Origin of the sequence: Methanosarcina sp. Kolksee, assembly GCF_000969945.1 — an archaeon.
GTDB lineage: Archaea > Halobacteriota > Methanosarcinia > Methanosarcinales > Methanosarcinaceae > Methanosarcina > Methanosarcina vacuolata.
Genome location: NZ_CP009524.1, coordinates 2637702 through 2652342 on the forward strand (window position 1 = coordinate 2637702; position 14641 = coordinate 2652342).

Consider the following 14641-nt stretch of genomic DNA (forward strand, 5'->3'; position numbering starts at 1 on the left):
GTAATGCATGCTGGAAAGCCATAATAGGTCTATGATATCAGAGTATCAGTTGCGGTTTTGCATATTACCTAATGTAAAAGTTATAGCAGGTAACCACTTTTCGGATAGGCTCTTATTCAGTAAATCCCTTTCATAATTTTTTGCAACGGGACTCTCATTAACTCAGCTACCTTTATCTCAAGGTTAGAAGGCAATAAGGATCTTCCGCTAGATAGTTTCCACTCACGGCTTGTGCGTGGGCACGACAACCGCCGCATATATCCTTTTCCGGGCAAATTCCACAAGCTCCGGTTCGATGCGAGCGATCAAGGATGTCCTTAACGGCGTTTTTGAATAGATCAACCAAATCGTCTCGAAGAACATTGCCAATAGTAAGATCCAACAGAGGACAGGGCGAAATATCACCTGTCGGCATAACGCCAAACCAAACTAAGGCTGCACCGCATCCTTTAATAGAAGTGATGGTTTTTTCATTAGGCCAATTTGGATTTTTTGTATGACGCAGATAGGCGTAGACCATAGGATCATCCGTGCATGCAAAAGCTGGCCCGTAATCTCCGAAGGAAGAGTATTCCAACATTATGTCTTTGTACTCCAGAAGAGAAAGATTGAGTTGCGAAGCGTTGCCTTTGCCGCGCCCTTGCGGACGAAATCTCTTGACGTTAAGGTAGGTCGCTCCAGCTTCCTTCACAACTTCCTTGAGTTTTGTCATATTCGTTTTATTGGCGGCTGTAGCCGTATAATCCGCCCAAACAGTAATTCCCTCGCTACTCATGATTCGAATGGCCTGTATGGCCTTGTCATAAGCTCCTTTGCACTGACGAAAAGTGTCATGTGTTTGGGCATCAGCGCCATCCACGCTAATACTTGCAAAGCCAAGGCCAGCCTCTTTAAATTTCGAAGTGATTTCTGGAGTAACACGCAAGCCATTGGTACATATACCAGGAAGCATGCCTGCGTTCGAGACCGAAGCTACAAGATCGACAATGTGAGGCAAAAGAAGAACTTCTCCACCAGACAGGATAACGCACTTGACGCCTGCTTCAGCAAATCGACGGACAATCTCAAAATGCTCTTCTTGTGACAATTCGCTCTTCAGCTCGGCCTTATTTAATATATTAGCTTCTGGGTAGCAATGCGGGCATTTCAGGTTACATTGTCTAGTAATGATCCAGCTAGCGACAGGTGGAACAGATCCCGATTTAATATCGGAGAACATATCCTCAATCTCGCTTCGTTGAGACGTTGAAGTTGCTTGAAGCTTTGCGTTTCTATCCAAACTGTGTTGTATGACCATATCTACCCTCCTTCAATTCCAAAAGTGACGAAGATTATTCAAAAAGCAGAATGCTAGTTGTGTTGTCATCACGCGACCGAAGTCTCCCGTGTAGGTTTCGGTCTCTTTCCAAATAGCAGATGGTGCGCAGGCAAGTAAGATAAAGGAATATCAAGCCAAATAACATCTGACCTAAGATTTTTCAGTTTGTTAAAAAAAATAGTGTTATCAACCTCACCAAAACGATCCTGATATCCTATAAGAAAGGCGTCACTGTCGTTGACAAGATGTATAACCTTTTCGCGCAAGCTGAGCGGAGATTCACTTAAAGACCATAAAGCAATAAAAAGATTAGAGGAAGATGCCGTCTTGACAGAAGCCAAAAGAGATGGATCATAGAAGCAATGAACGCTATCTTTTGTTGGGCTCCCTAATGTTCCGTATTCGACCGGAAAACCAAGAGATGATAAGTAAAATGTTTGTAGAGATGACATTTCTTGAAGATCGAAAATATTATAGTGCCCCTTTGCTCCCAACCGCCTCATAAGACGGCAAAAACTACCATAACCACCACCAAACTCGAATACAGAGTTAAAGTCTGACAAACGATGTCCTAGAAAATCCTCGAACTTCGCTGCCACGAATGCGTGGTGAAGAAGATTCGCGCTAGATTTGCGGTCTTCGATAAAAGGGACAGGATCTCCAACATCGTCTTCAACGACCAAATCTTTCCAGCGGCTATTCCAATCGCAACGGTTGCGCAACTCAGCATATTCTATGGATACGAATTGAGCATAAGCCACCGCCATACTCTTTTGTAATACGCGCCAACGCAAAAAATGGCGTGGATCAGTAGTAAGTGCCAATTTCCGAAGCTCTGCTGCAATCCCTCTCCATTCTTTCTCCGAAGCATTTTCTGCTATGATTTCAGAACTAATGGATTCTAGCATATTTCTGAAACAAACGACATGAGGATCCAATTCCGGCGGAGTAGGAAACGCCCTTTTCCTTTTCAAAAGAGTTATCATAGCCAACTTATAATAAACTCTAAACCATAAAGGATTTTTATAGGTATCTGAAAGCATGTATGTCCTCCTCAAGCCTGAAAGCCACAGCAAACCAAATCGAATAATTTATTACAATTTCCTCGCACTGGTTTTCCCCACAAAGTTTTGCAGTTTAACGTTTTCAGATCAGTTGTGAGAAAGATTATTTTATCTGAAGCCATACATTGTTGGGCTGCAGCCATCCAACCATCGGTTCCTTTAATCAGGGCATATGTACAATTAAAGCTTTCAACTGAATTGCGGATAAAATCTGCGAACCTGACATCCTTTTTTAAAGACTTCAGCACCTCCAATGTTGGTAATAACGCTTCGGTAGAACAGACTCTGTCGATGGGAGCCGCTGGCTGAAAGCGAATCGAAGATATTCCCTGTTCTTGCCACCAAGATAATTGACTTTCTATACGGTTCTCGCGTCCTGCAAAAAGATCGTGGAGCACAACCTTTAACTCAGTTTTAAATCCTGCTTTTGCCGCACGGTGAATAAACTTTAAGGGAAGAATGCCATGGCGCAATTCGGCCTGAAAATCTTCGAATAATTCGGAGGAGACATGAATATTAGGCCGCAGTTGATTTGCCGCACAAAATTCTAAAAAGTGCATGCCACGAGGGTTAAGACCATGAGTGTGTAATGTGAATGGCAACTGGTTGTCTTCAAGATGCTTCGCAAAACCACACAAGTCTGGATAAAGTGTGGGCTCGCCGCCAGTGACAAGAATATCAACCACATCCTTCTCTTTGCAAAGCTCTACAATCTCCGGCCAGCGCCTTTTGTCCAGAAAGACATCGTTTTCACTTTCCGAAAGTCTGTCGTAAGGTCTTTGTGTCGAGCCGCGGCAATAGACGCATTTGCGGTCGCAAATCTTTGTAACGGACAGTATCATCAGACGATGACGATCTAAAAAATTACGCCTAAGCCTGTTTAGGCTCTCTTGGCTTAAGTCTTCGTTTTTCATGATAGCTCCTGACAAACATGTGCGTGCGTTTTTCTTATCGTTCTTAAATTTCCCCATAACGGCTGCCACTCATAGGGGCACAAGAGGGCAGCATCGGTGATTTGAGCGCGAGGATCATATTTACCGATATCATGCCACAAAACATCTTTATGCTCGCCAGCATGAAGCGCTAACGCCGGGCATCCTTCTCCATCGCTGAAAAGATGCTTGCCTCGCGTTTCTATTATTTCTTTAAGGGAGGTCGTTTGCAGGCTTCCCAAGATCGGCCCATTTGGTGCAAACGGACGAGCTGCGCTCATGAGAAGACCGCAGGGAATGACCACACCATCTGATCTCACGTCAAGGGTGTCGGCGATGGCAGAACGACACATAGATTTCACTACGCCAGCAAAGTTTTCTTTGTGATCGTAACAACGCTCCCATATTACGCCGAAAGCAGGATTGTTGGTTTTGCACCAAGAAAATATTTTGTCCCGGATGGTCAGCCATTCATCTGCGTTCAAAATATCTTTTAATAAGCTCTTGCCGCGCCCGGCCGGAGATAGCAGATAAAAGGAAATATTTGCCACTCGCAAATCAGCGCACAGCTTAAGCAGATCCTCCACATGGCCGCTGTTGAATCTGGCTAAAGCAGAATTGACCCCAACGCTTTTTCCGGCAGCGACAGCCTCTTTAATTCGATCAAGGCTGATCTCATAATGCCCAGAAAAATTTCTCACAAAATCATGCTGTTCCTTTGTCGCGCCATGTAAGTCAATAGAAACGCGAGAAACCGGTGTCCTAAGGAGTTCGGTAAATTTCCCTTCAAGGACACCGTTTGTCGTAATGCCCACCGACAGACCAAGAGACGACGCATGATCGATTATTGGAAGAATATCAGGGTGAAGAAGGGGCTCTCCCCCAAAAAGATTCAATGTCCCTCCATCACCCATCAATTCAGCAAACTGTTCTATCCATCCCCTCAATACAGGAAAACGGAACCCTTCGATTGCAATTTCTCCACTTTCATAAAGACAGTGACGGCAGCGAAGATTGCACTCGTTGTTGAGATGAAGATTTACAGCAGTCAGTTTCACGGACAAGGTGCCTCCCATTTCTTGTTGGCAGGAAATGGGGAAGTCCGGTGCTTGTCAAGATACGCCAAGTAGTCCCGATACCTTTCGTTGCGGATAATGCAAGGATGTTCCCCGAAGTTCTCGAAGTAGGCGTCACGGAATGCTTGGGATTTCTTAATCAGTTCCGGCAGGGATGCGCTCATGACGTGTCCTACGACGTATTTAGTTTCGACTGCATGCGTGTCGACCATGACTTCGCCTTCGTACCCAACAGCAAAACCATAGTAGAACAGAGCACAGCCATGTTTTCCACACGCAGTCTTGGTGTCGACCATCGGTGTGCATGCAGCATGGCTTGCGCGACGACAACGCTCAAAGATTTCTTTCGATCCATAGATTGCGGGGTTCTGCACTGCTGCTCCGACGGGAGCGACATAATCACAATCAAAGTAAATGTCATCGCCGCAGAACTTCTTAACGTCGTCGATTTGATCCATGTTGCGGGTTGTAACAGTCATGTGGATGCCTAGGCGCATGACACGACGCCCATTCTTAGTGTAAATTGCAGGAGCAAAGAGTTTTCGTGCATATTCCAAGTTCTTCATAAGAACTTCGAAGTTGGCTGCGCCTTTAAACATGTCGCGATAAAGCTCGGGAGACATTGTGTCGAGGCTGACAACCGGGGTCACGTCGTGCTCGTATAGAAATTGAGCACTGCCCTTACTCAGCAAACTCCCGTTTGTCGCAAGGACAGTCGTCATGCCTTCCTTGTGAGCCGACTCGATGATCCGGCGCAAATCTTGTTTTTCTTTGAGCCTGTCCAGATACAAAAGCGGCTCACCTTCACCGATGATATTCATGACTTTAGCCCCTAATGCTCTTCCTTCCTTGACAAGCGTCACCATTTGGTCAGTAGTCAGAGCATCGTCCACATTGCGCGCGCGAGCCAAAGTAAAGCATTTGTCGCAAGCATAATTGCAGGCAGGGGGAACATTAAGCGAAATATAGTCAATAGTGCTTTTGCCAAGCTGAATACCTTCAGCATCCTCCAAATGACCCGGCATCCCTTTTAAGACATTTTGCATCGTTACTCCTCCATAGTTCTGTGTGTTAGCTTCCTCTTATTCTTGTACTCCCTTTCTCGTTATCTTCTCTTCTCTCACTCTACCAACTGTTTTGTAGAGAGAAAAACCTTTTCTCTTTGTTCCGGCTGATGGCTGGGTTAGTTTCCCGCAATAGTGATGAGCCACTTTTGTAAAGTCTTGAATTTGTATTGCCCGTAGACATAAAAGGGATTAGAATGTGAATAACAAGAAATTGATGGAGCTATGACAAAAGCACCCTTGGATGGATCTGGAACAGGATCTAATCCTACTGATCGTGGTAAAAAAGGTACAAAAGGCGTCTTTTAACAGACGCAATAGGCATACCACTTTCTGTTTACAGGACGGAGCTAATCGTCATGATAAAATGCTTGTAAAAGGGAGACTCTTGATGCCATAATAATGCAGAGCCCTTCATCACATAAAATGATTCAGAACATATGTATGGATAAAACTTATGATTTTCCTGATATCAGAGAATTGGTTAATAATTATAACTATACTGCTTATCCTACATTCGGCAGCAAGCACATCCTAAAATCTAAATATTATTGATTGTTATTTTTTGTAGGTTAATTTAAAAATCAGTTTCATGCGAACTATATGTGTAATAAAATGTTCCATTTCTCTCATTTATTATAAATATATATTAATGATGCCATGGTTAACATTTTGCATAATTTGATTTGAATTTAATTTCAGAAGTTCTGAAAAAAACGATATCAATAGAAAAATAGAATGGATTTTTATGTCGACCTGCCGAAAGTAGGTGCTTATATTCGGAGACGTGTAGAAGAAAATATAAGAATAAAAGAGATGCCAGGTTATAGAACGAGAAGATGGGTCGTGGAAAGAACACATTCCTGGTTGAATAGATTCAGGAGACTGCTTATTAGATGGGAAAAGAAAGTTAATCCTGCTTTCGGCAGGTAACTTGTTTTTTTAGTAACATTTTTCCCGATCGCGTTTTTGCTGGGAAACACATTATCCCTGATACAAAACATTATTGCAAAAATGGTTGATTGTTTATATATGTCGTGAGATTTTGGTTATATGTTAACCAATTTCAGACACATTACATATTTCTGTAATGTTCGAAAAACACTACCATTAAAAATCCTCATAATTTAATGTCGACCTGCCGAATATAGGTTAATGTCTTTAAAGATACTTACTCCAAGCTATAGCAGATTAGGATGTTTTAATATTGGTAGATGCAAGTGCCAGAGAATAACTTAAACTTCAAGAAAAAACAACGTATGAATTTAAATATTAATTAATCATCATCACAATATGCCTATGCTTTAAGCTATATTTTTTCAATACTTATAATTACTTACTGATATATTCCGTAAGTTTTATTAAGTTGTGCTGCCTTATACATATTTACTATTACCATTGTGATCCCTATTACCATATATATAAGGTAACGGCTGCAAGTTATTTATCTTTTTTCCGAAAAACAAAAAAGCTGATAGAACTGATTTTGGTCCGCGACTCTTTAATTTATTACATCAGGGCGCGGTGGGTCACGAATACCCCTTTCTCTAGAGGCTGTCCGACAATTCAATTTCAGAACAAAAATAATAACAGGAAAAATGTTATTTTTTTCAAGACATCTGCAGAAGGTCGGTTTCAAAATGATAACGAAAAAAATAGTCGATGAGCTCATCACAAGACTAATTTCATTCCCAAATCTATTATAATATTTTCATATTAGAAATTAGAGCGATCATTCAAAATTCAAGGTTTTGGGATAGGCTCGACAACAATTTCGTAAAGTATAAACATTCATTTGTTATCTAGACATTTATGCCTAATTCTAATAATAGTTCTAATTCTAATGAAGACATTAAAAAACCTACTAAGGCAATTCAACCTGCAACTGATGCAGCTAAAGCACTTGCTGATTCAATTCAACCTGCAACTGATGCAGCTAAAGCACTTGCTGATTCAATTCAACCTGCAACTGATGCAGCTAAAGCACTTGCTGATTCAATTCAACCTGCAACTGATGCAGCTAAAGCACTTGCTGATTCAATTCAACCTGCAACTGATACAGCTAAAGCACTTGCTGATTCATTTCAACCTACAACTAAAGCACTTATTGAAGCATTTACACCCATGCTTGGGGTAAGCAAAGCATTTAACGATTTTGGAAATTCTCAGATGAAATTATTTAATGATACTCTTCAGTCTATAAATGATCGTAATACTAAATTAATTAGAGACATGCTTCAGTCTATAAGTAATGATAATGCTAAATTAATTAGTGATGCATTTAAGCCCATTCGAGAGTCTTTAGAGATTCTACAAATTGATCCAGATTATTCTCCTAAAAAGATAGATCCAAAAAAACAATTAGAAAATTTAAGAAAGTCATACAGAAAAGGAAAACTTGTTTTGGTATTGGGTTCAGGTATATCACAACCATATCATTTACCTGATTGGGAAACTCTATCTAAAAAACTGCTAAGTAAACAATTAGCCAAATCTGTAGAATCTAATTACATAGATAATATTGCAGACCTTCTTATATCATATAACTCAAATTTTACTGTTTTAGTACGAAACATTTATCAGAACTTCAAGAATAATTCTGAGGATCAGAGTTTTGAAGAATTTGTCAGAGATGTTATTTACGAAAAATTTGATGATACTAAAGGATATGACTCTTTTGAAGAGATAAAAAATATGATGAATAATTTAGATTCAATTATCACGTATAATTTTGATGATATATTAGATGAATATCTGGAAAAAAATGGAAGTAGAAAAATTAAAACAATTTATGATACTGGTACGCAACCTGAAGCAGGGCAATTACCTATTTATCATGTTCATGGCTTTTTACCAAGAGAAGGCAAACTTAATTCAAAATATAAAATAACTCTGAGCGAAGAATTATATCACCAACTCTATACTGACGTTTATTGTTGGAACAATATTATACAAATTAATAAATTTACAAATAATACATGTCTTTTCATAGGTACTTCTTTGACTGATCCTAATTTAAGGCGCCTCTTAGATGTAGCAAAAGGACTGAGAGAAGAAAAATCAATCCCTCATTTCATGCTCGTAAAGCATAAAGATGAACAAAGGCTTGAAGGTAAGGCAAAGTTTATAGATAAAACATCTAAATCATGCGAAGAAAATGGAATTTTGGAAAAAGAACAACAAAATAGGATACTAGAAACTTATAAAGATCTTTTTATTACTAAACTAGAGATGCTTGAAGAACAAGATGCCCATTCTTTGGGGATACAATCTATATGGATAGATAGGTATGATGAAATTTCCACAGCTTTAAAAGAAATTAGAGATCCTTAATCACTCAGCCTACACTCATAATAAGTACAAAAATACTGCCACCTACTTCCATAAGGCTTTTGGTCTCTGAGTACATAAAGATTAAAATCATAAAAAGGTAAGAACAGCAATGTCATATTCAATTAATCAGAGTTATCACCGCTATACTCTGGAGGTATAGTAATCTTATATAAACCTAAATAAAATTAAAGATAAATTGAAGAAGGTGCTTTATTTTACATTCTATAATGCCTTTACTTTTCTACTAATTTATCATCGAATTCAATAATTGGTCGTGTCCCTGAATTATTGATCAATTACGAAAAATCGAGTGCATCCCACTTATTAGATGAATATATTAAGAGATTCTTTCGCTTTCGATTTTCAATGATTCAGACCCACGACCCAATAATTCATCCTTATGAAAATATCTAAACATCTTTTTTCTGAAGTTAGCGATTATTTTAATATTATCAGTGTGTAATACCAACGCATGCCCTCAGAGTCTCACAGGGACGAAGACCTTTTCGAGTCCCAGTATATTGAAAAATACCTGAGCGAGTACGCGAGTATTTCGTCAATAGTACGTGAGGCGTTGCCCTTTGAACTTATTGCTACTGTTGGGGGAGTAGTTGCAGGAATTATACTTTCGGGAATGACAGATGAACTTGGAATGATCCCGGGACTGCTTGTGATTTATCCCGGGGTGCTCGGGCTCAGGGGAAATATTTCCTCGACCCTTGGTTCAAGGCTTGGCAGTGCAATTCATCTGGGGCTGATTACAGATCTCGACAGGCATAATCCCGAACTAATGAATAATATCTCCGGTTCCCTGATCCTGAGTGTTATTACCGCTTTTATTCTCGGAATCCTCGGTCACTTTGTAACTCTTGCTCTGGGCTTTGAAAGTGCCGGAGTCTTAAAACTTACCCTTATCTGTGTGATTTCAGCCTTTACATCTGGGGTAATTCTCTCTTTTGTTGCAGCTCTACTGGCTGTAGGAATGTTCAGATTTGGTTTTGATCCTGATAATGTTGTTACGCCTTCGATTGCAACTATCGGGGATATTGTCTCTATGCTCATGCTTTTCCTCTCTGCCAAATTGGTGGTGATGTTTTGAGGAAAAGAGGGCATCATACTCCTTACTACACAATCAATGGTATCATTCAGCGAGGGCTACCAGTACTTATAATCACATGTGTAATGGGAATCCTTGTAGGGCAGCTTCTTAACTCAAGAGAAAAAAGCCTTATATCTATGCCAGCGATACTGATTCTAATTCCTTCCCTTATCAAAATCGGAGGGGATACAGGCAGCATGCTTGGAGCCCGGCTTTCATCGGCTTTCCACATGGGGCTCGGAGATAATCTCAGGAGTAACCCGGTCGTACACAATAGTGTTATTGCAGCTGCAATCGTAGGATTTGTTTCTTCAATTTCTGTCAGCATACTGGTCTATCTGGCAAGCAGTTTCCTGGGGTTCGGGATGCCTTATCTCACCCTTCTGGAAATCAGCCTCATAGCCGTTATCATAGAGCTTGCCGTTGTGTATTCTGCAACTGTCGCCATAGCTTTTATTTCCCACAGGTTCGGGATAGACCCTGATGATACGGTCATTCCTTTCATAGCAAGCCTTGGAGACCTGGTAGGGGTTACGGGAATTTTTATAGCTCTTTACTTTTTAAAAATATTATAAAAACACTTTATTACTTCAATAAAATACTTCAATAAAATACTTCAATAAAATACTGCAATTAAATATCAGTTATAATATTATTAATTCATTATATTTTAACCAGGTTCTTAAAGCCTGAATAATCAAAAAGTAATAATTAATAATTAATAATTAATAATTACTATTAGTATATACTCATACACACCAGCACAAGGTAGAGTTGATCTAGAGACCATGTTCCCTAAAGAATTCAGATACAGTCCAAAGAATCTCAAGGATCTTTTGACTGAGATGAAGGACACTTCCGAACTCATGGTAGACCTTGCATACTCTGCAATGATTTACGATGATGAGGACGTTGCTGAAGAGGTACTTAATCTTGAAGATAAGATGGATACCCTCGATTATCACATTAAAATGGCCGCGATGTTAAGCACACGCAGGGTTGACGAAGCCGAAGGCCTCCTGGGAGTTTTACAGGTTGCTGCGTGTTCGGAAAATATCGCTAATGCCGCAGGCGATATTGCCAAGATAGTTCTCATGAATATGGGAATTCCGATGGAACTGAAAATAGCCCTCAGGGATGCGGAAGAGACCATAGTCAGGGCAACAGTCGCCGCAGAATCTTCAATGGCAGGACGCACTCTTGGCGACCTCGAGCTTGATATCGAGACAGGCATGTGGATTATTGCCATCAGGAGAAACGAAGACTGGATTTATGACCCTGACAAGGAAACTCGTCTTCGGCAAGGCGATGTTTTGATTGCCAGAGGGCATGATGAAGGAGTCACGCTATTTTTCGAGATGGCCACAACAAAAAAATTCGTACCTAAGGAGATCGAGCACAATAAGCTTTTAAAAGACCTTGAGCATGCAGTGGATATTATAGTAGATATGAAGAACATGTCCGAACTCTCAGTAGGACTTGCATACTCTGCTATTCTTTTTGACAACGAAGATATAGCGTATGAGGTTAGTGCCCTGGAGTCCGAAATGGACTCTATGAAATACGAACTTCAGCACTGGGTGCTTGAAACTGCAAAGCATTTTGATGATGTGAACATGCTCCGGGGAATCCTCCACCTTGCAAGTGCCTCTGAAGCAATTTCCGATGCCGCCTACGGAATTGCGGATACCGTGCTCAGGGACATAGAACTCCACCCCATTATCACCCTCGCAGTCCGGAATTCCGAAGAAGTTATAACCAGGCTCCAGGTAGAGAAATGCTCTCCTATAGTCGGAAAGACTTTTTTTGAATTGAAGCTTGAAACCGAGACCGGGCTGCATGTAATGGCAATAAAAAGGGCTGACCGATGGGTCTATGCTCCGAAAGGCAATACGGTTGTTCAGGCAGGAGATATGCTTATTGCACGCGGATCAAGGATTGGAGAAGGGGCGCTTATAGAAATGTGTGAGTGTAAACTGAACCAGTAATCCCTTTACTTGGCAATTTTCACTTTTTCCTGCTGCTGAAGTAGGCTCATTCATAGGAAGTATAACCTGGAATGAAAGTTTCGGAATAGTTTCACAAATTTTTTATTTTATCATTTTTGATTTGTAACTTTTTTGTAACTTCTTGGAAGCTTACTAGTGTCGAGTCAAACGTGAAACGTCGTATAAAACCGATTGTAATTATTCGGAATTATTGAATCCTTGATGGTTGACTCGACACTAGCCTCCTGTTTTTATATATCTGGCTATATTTTTATATTTCTGGCTACATATTACTATGTGGGAGTTTTGAGTATGGCAGTTATTGGGCTTTCAAGAAACAAAGATACTCTGGAATCCATAAGAGTGGCAGTAGAGCTTGCAGGAGGGCTTGGGATTAAAAAAGGGTCTACTGTACTGATCAGACCAAATGCAAACACCGCAGACCCGCCTCCGGGTTCGACAAATCCCGAGATCCTGAAGGGAGCTATACGGGAAGCAAGAAAATGCAATCCCATAAAAATTATTGTTGCTGAGAAATCAATGACCACGCTGGATACTGAAATGGTGCTAAGGAAGCTTGGGCTCTGGCAGGCTGCGGAAGCAGAAGGAGCAAACGAAATCCTTACTTTTGACCACATGAAGCGCTATCATATGAAGCCTGATGGTGCTTCTTCCTAGCCTGTAGGTTTTTATGTTCCCGAATTTCTTGATTCGGTGAATTATATGATTGCGCTTCCTGTAATCAAAACTCACTGGACTGCAACCTTTACCATGGGCTTGAAATCACAAATAAGCATAACTGCAGACACGGACAGGAGACAGCTTCCTCATGGCCTGCACATGGACGCACTTTTCGGGAATATGATTGCCGAATCAAATCTCATTTATAAGCCTGATTTCTATATTTCGGATGCAACAAAATGCTTTGTTACCGGAGGCCCTGATCTTGGAACTCTTAGAGAGCCTGGTATTGTGCTGGCAAGCTCGGATGTGGTCGCAAATGATGTTACGGGTCTTGCTCTCCTGAAAACTCTTGGCACGGGTCCGAAAATCCAGGATCATTCAGTCTGGTCCCAGCCCCAGATCAAAAGGGCGGTAGAACTTGGGCTAGGGTACGCGGCAGGGAAGAAATAACTGTAAAAAGCTCAGGGGTTAAGGAAATCGAAGAGATTCTTTCCAATCTTGCTTGATTGCGGTCTGGAAACATTTGGTGGAGATGGCCCAGGATAGGAAAATCAGGCATGTATGCCTCTCTGTATGCTTCAATAAATCGAATAATCGAATTTCCTGCCACTTGAATTTAAAAGGCGGCTCTTCGCTATTCCGTATGGATAAGATGATTTTCAACTCAAGCCCGCATTGGTTTTTATGAGAAAATTATGAGGATATCCACACAAAACAACGAAGAGCCAAAATTATTTAACAGCCTTATAGTTAACAGCCTTATAGTTAACAGCCTTATAGTTAACAGCCTTATAGTTAACAGCCTTGTGGTAATTTTGAAGTAACTCTAAAGTAATTTTATTTTATCTTGATTCCGATTTCCCTTTTTTGCCTCTGATTTATCCTGACTGTACAAATATGCTCACACGTTACCATAATTTATTTATTTTCTACGTTCCCATAGATTATGGGGGAATTTTTATGAAATGCGAAAGCTGTGGAGCAGAGAGTGAAGGAAGATACTGCAAGAAATGTGGCGAAATAATGGATGAAGTTGTAAGGCAGGTAGGAGAAGCACGCTGGGCTGCAATGGACGATTGCTCATTTATCTATCCACTTGTCCAGCGCGTAGCTAAAGGAGAACTTACAGTCCACGATATTATTCAATCCCTTGATGTGGAAGACTAAACTGCTTATCTCAGGGCTTTATCATTAGTTCCTGAAGACGACTGCAGGGCTTTTCTTCTGAGATTTAATGTAAGGCTTTACGACGAGGTTAGCGGAGGAACTAACCTTGTATGCTAGATCTCTTGCTTGGAATAATTACTGAAGGAGTATACACTTCAAATCAGGTCTCTAACTATGCTGAAACCGATATTTTGAGATTACTTATAGCCCAGCCTTAGCTTTAAGCCTTAAAGTTATATCTCTTTAGCTTTAATATTTCAGTGTTGAGCAGTTTTCCTGCTGTCAGGAGCTGGTGCCATCTATGAACAGAAAGACCGGTACAGTTGTTCTGATATTCTTGTTTGCAGCAATGGTTTTCATTTCGGGATGTGTCCAGAATGAGAAAACCCAGACACCTGTAAATAAGGAGTCTCCCGAAACCGGTAAAGGGGATGAGAGCATGAACATTCAAAGTATAAAGGTTTCTAGCAGCGCATTTGTATCTAACGGCAGTATTCCAGAAAAATACACATGTGATGGGCAAAACATAAATCCACCACTGGAATTCGAAGGAATTCCTGAAAAGGCTGAGAGTTTAGTACTCATAGTAGACGATCCTGATGCTCCCGAAAAGACATTTACACACTGGATTGTCTGGAACATAGAGCCTGTGGCGAAAATAGAAGAAGATAGTATACCTGGGGTTGAGGGTTTAAACGATTTCAAGGAAATTGGATACGGAGGGCCATGTCCACCCTCAGGTACTCACAGGTATTTCTTCCGGGTCTATGCTCTGGACAAGAATCTGGATCTTAAAGCAGGAGCAGTAAGAAAAAGCCTTGAAAATGAAATGATAGGGCATATTATTGCTGAAGGGGAGTTGATGGGAAAATACAGAAAAAAATAATTTTGGCTCTTCGCTATTCCCTATGGATAA

At 40.7% G+C, this 14641-nt stretch carries 11 protein-coding genes and 2 pseudogenes; 8 read left to right on the top strand and 5 right to left on the bottom strand.

Annotation, left to right across the window (positions count from 1 at the left end):
- Positions 1-172: 172 nt before the first annotated feature.
- From MSKOL_RS10885 to MSKOL_RS10905, 5 genes are all read right to left on the bottom strand, one after another.
- Entirely contained in the window at positions 173-1297 is a 1125-nt protein-coding gene (locus MSKOL_RS10885; protein WP_048156133.1) for a radical SAM/SPASM domain-containing protein, read from the bottom strand.
- A 68-nt stretch (positions 1298-1365) separates the two neighbouring features.
- Positions 1366-2361 carry a hypothetical protein gene (locus MSKOL_RS10890; RefSeq protein WP_048156136.1) on the bottom strand — a complete coding sequence of 332 codons (996 nt, stop codon included), beginning with the start codon at positions 2359-2361 and terminating at the stop codon, positions 1366-1368.
- 11 nt (positions 2362-2372) lie between these two features.
- On the bottom strand, positions 2373-3296 hold the full coding sequence (locus MSKOL_RS10895; protein ID WP_048156138.1) for a radical SAM protein: 924 nt from the start codon (positions 3294-3296) through the stop codon (positions 2373-2375).
- Positions 3293-4372, bottom strand: coding sequence for a radical SAM protein (locus MSKOL_RS10900; RefSeq protein ID WP_197078760.1), 1080 nt, complete (start codon positions 4370-4372; stop codon positions 3293-3295). Before MSKOL_RS10900 ends, MSKOL_RS10895 begins: the two co-directional genes overlap by 4 nt.
- Entirely contained in the window at positions 4369-5436 is a 1068-nt protein-coding gene (locus tag MSKOL_RS10905; RefSeq protein ID WP_048156143.1) for a radical SAM protein, read from the bottom strand. The genes MSKOL_RS10900 and MSKOL_RS10905 overlap by 4 nt, the downstream gene beginning before the upstream one ends.
- Before the next feature lie 225 nt (positions 5437-5661).
- Between MSKOL_RS10905 and MSKOL_RS10910 the strand changes: the two are divergent.
- From MSKOL_RS10910 to MSKOL_RS10950, 8 genes and pseudogenes are all read left to right on the top strand, one after another.
- A pseudogene (locus MSKOL_RS10910) lies at positions 5662-5964 on the top strand (IS5/IS1182 family transposase); the annotation flags it as partial.
- A gap of 1302 nt (positions 5965-7266) precedes the next feature.
- Positions 7267-8787 carry an SIR2 family protein gene (locus MSKOL_RS18820; RefSeq protein ID WP_052725423.1) on the top strand — a complete coding sequence of 507 codons (1521 nt, stop codon included), beginning with the start codon at positions 7267-7269 and terminating at the stop codon, positions 8785-8787.
- Positions 8788-9259: 472 nt separating this feature from the next.
- Positions 9260-9886: a magnesium transporter gene (locus tag MSKOL_RS10925; RefSeq protein ID WP_048156148.1), complete on the top strand. Its 627-nt coding sequence runs from the start codon at positions 9260-9262 to the stop codon at positions 9884-9886.
- Positions 9887-9969: 83 nt separating this feature from the next.
- Positions 9970-10461 carry a magnesium transporter gene (locus MSKOL_RS10930; protein WP_048158310.1) on the top strand — a complete coding sequence of 164 codons (492 nt, stop codon included), beginning with the start codon at positions 9970-9972 and terminating at the stop codon, positions 10459-10461.
- A gap of 213 nt (positions 10462-10674) precedes the next feature.
- On the top strand, positions 10675-11874 hold the full coding sequence (locus MSKOL_RS10935; RefSeq protein ID WP_048156150.1) for a potassium channel family protein: 1200 nt from the start codon (positions 10675-10677) through the stop codon (positions 11872-11874).
- A gap of 312 nt (positions 11875-12186) precedes the next feature.
- Positions 12187-13008: pseudogene (locus tag MSKOL_RS10940) on the top strand (DUF362 domain-containing protein).
- Between the two features lie 510 nt (positions 13009-13518).
- On the top strand, positions 13519-13725 hold the full coding sequence (locus tag MSKOL_RS10945) for a hypothetical protein (RefSeq protein ID WP_048156152.1): 207 nt from the start codon (positions 13519-13521) through the stop codon (positions 13723-13725).
- Positions 13726-14026: 301 nt separating this feature from the next.
- Positions 14027-14611 (top strand): YbhB/YbcL family Raf kinase inhibitor-like protein, encoded by a 585-nt coding sequence (locus MSKOL_RS10950; RefSeq protein WP_048156155.1) that lies wholly within the window; start codon positions 14027-14029, stop codon positions 14609-14611.
- Positions 14612-14641 lie beyond the last annotated feature (30 nt).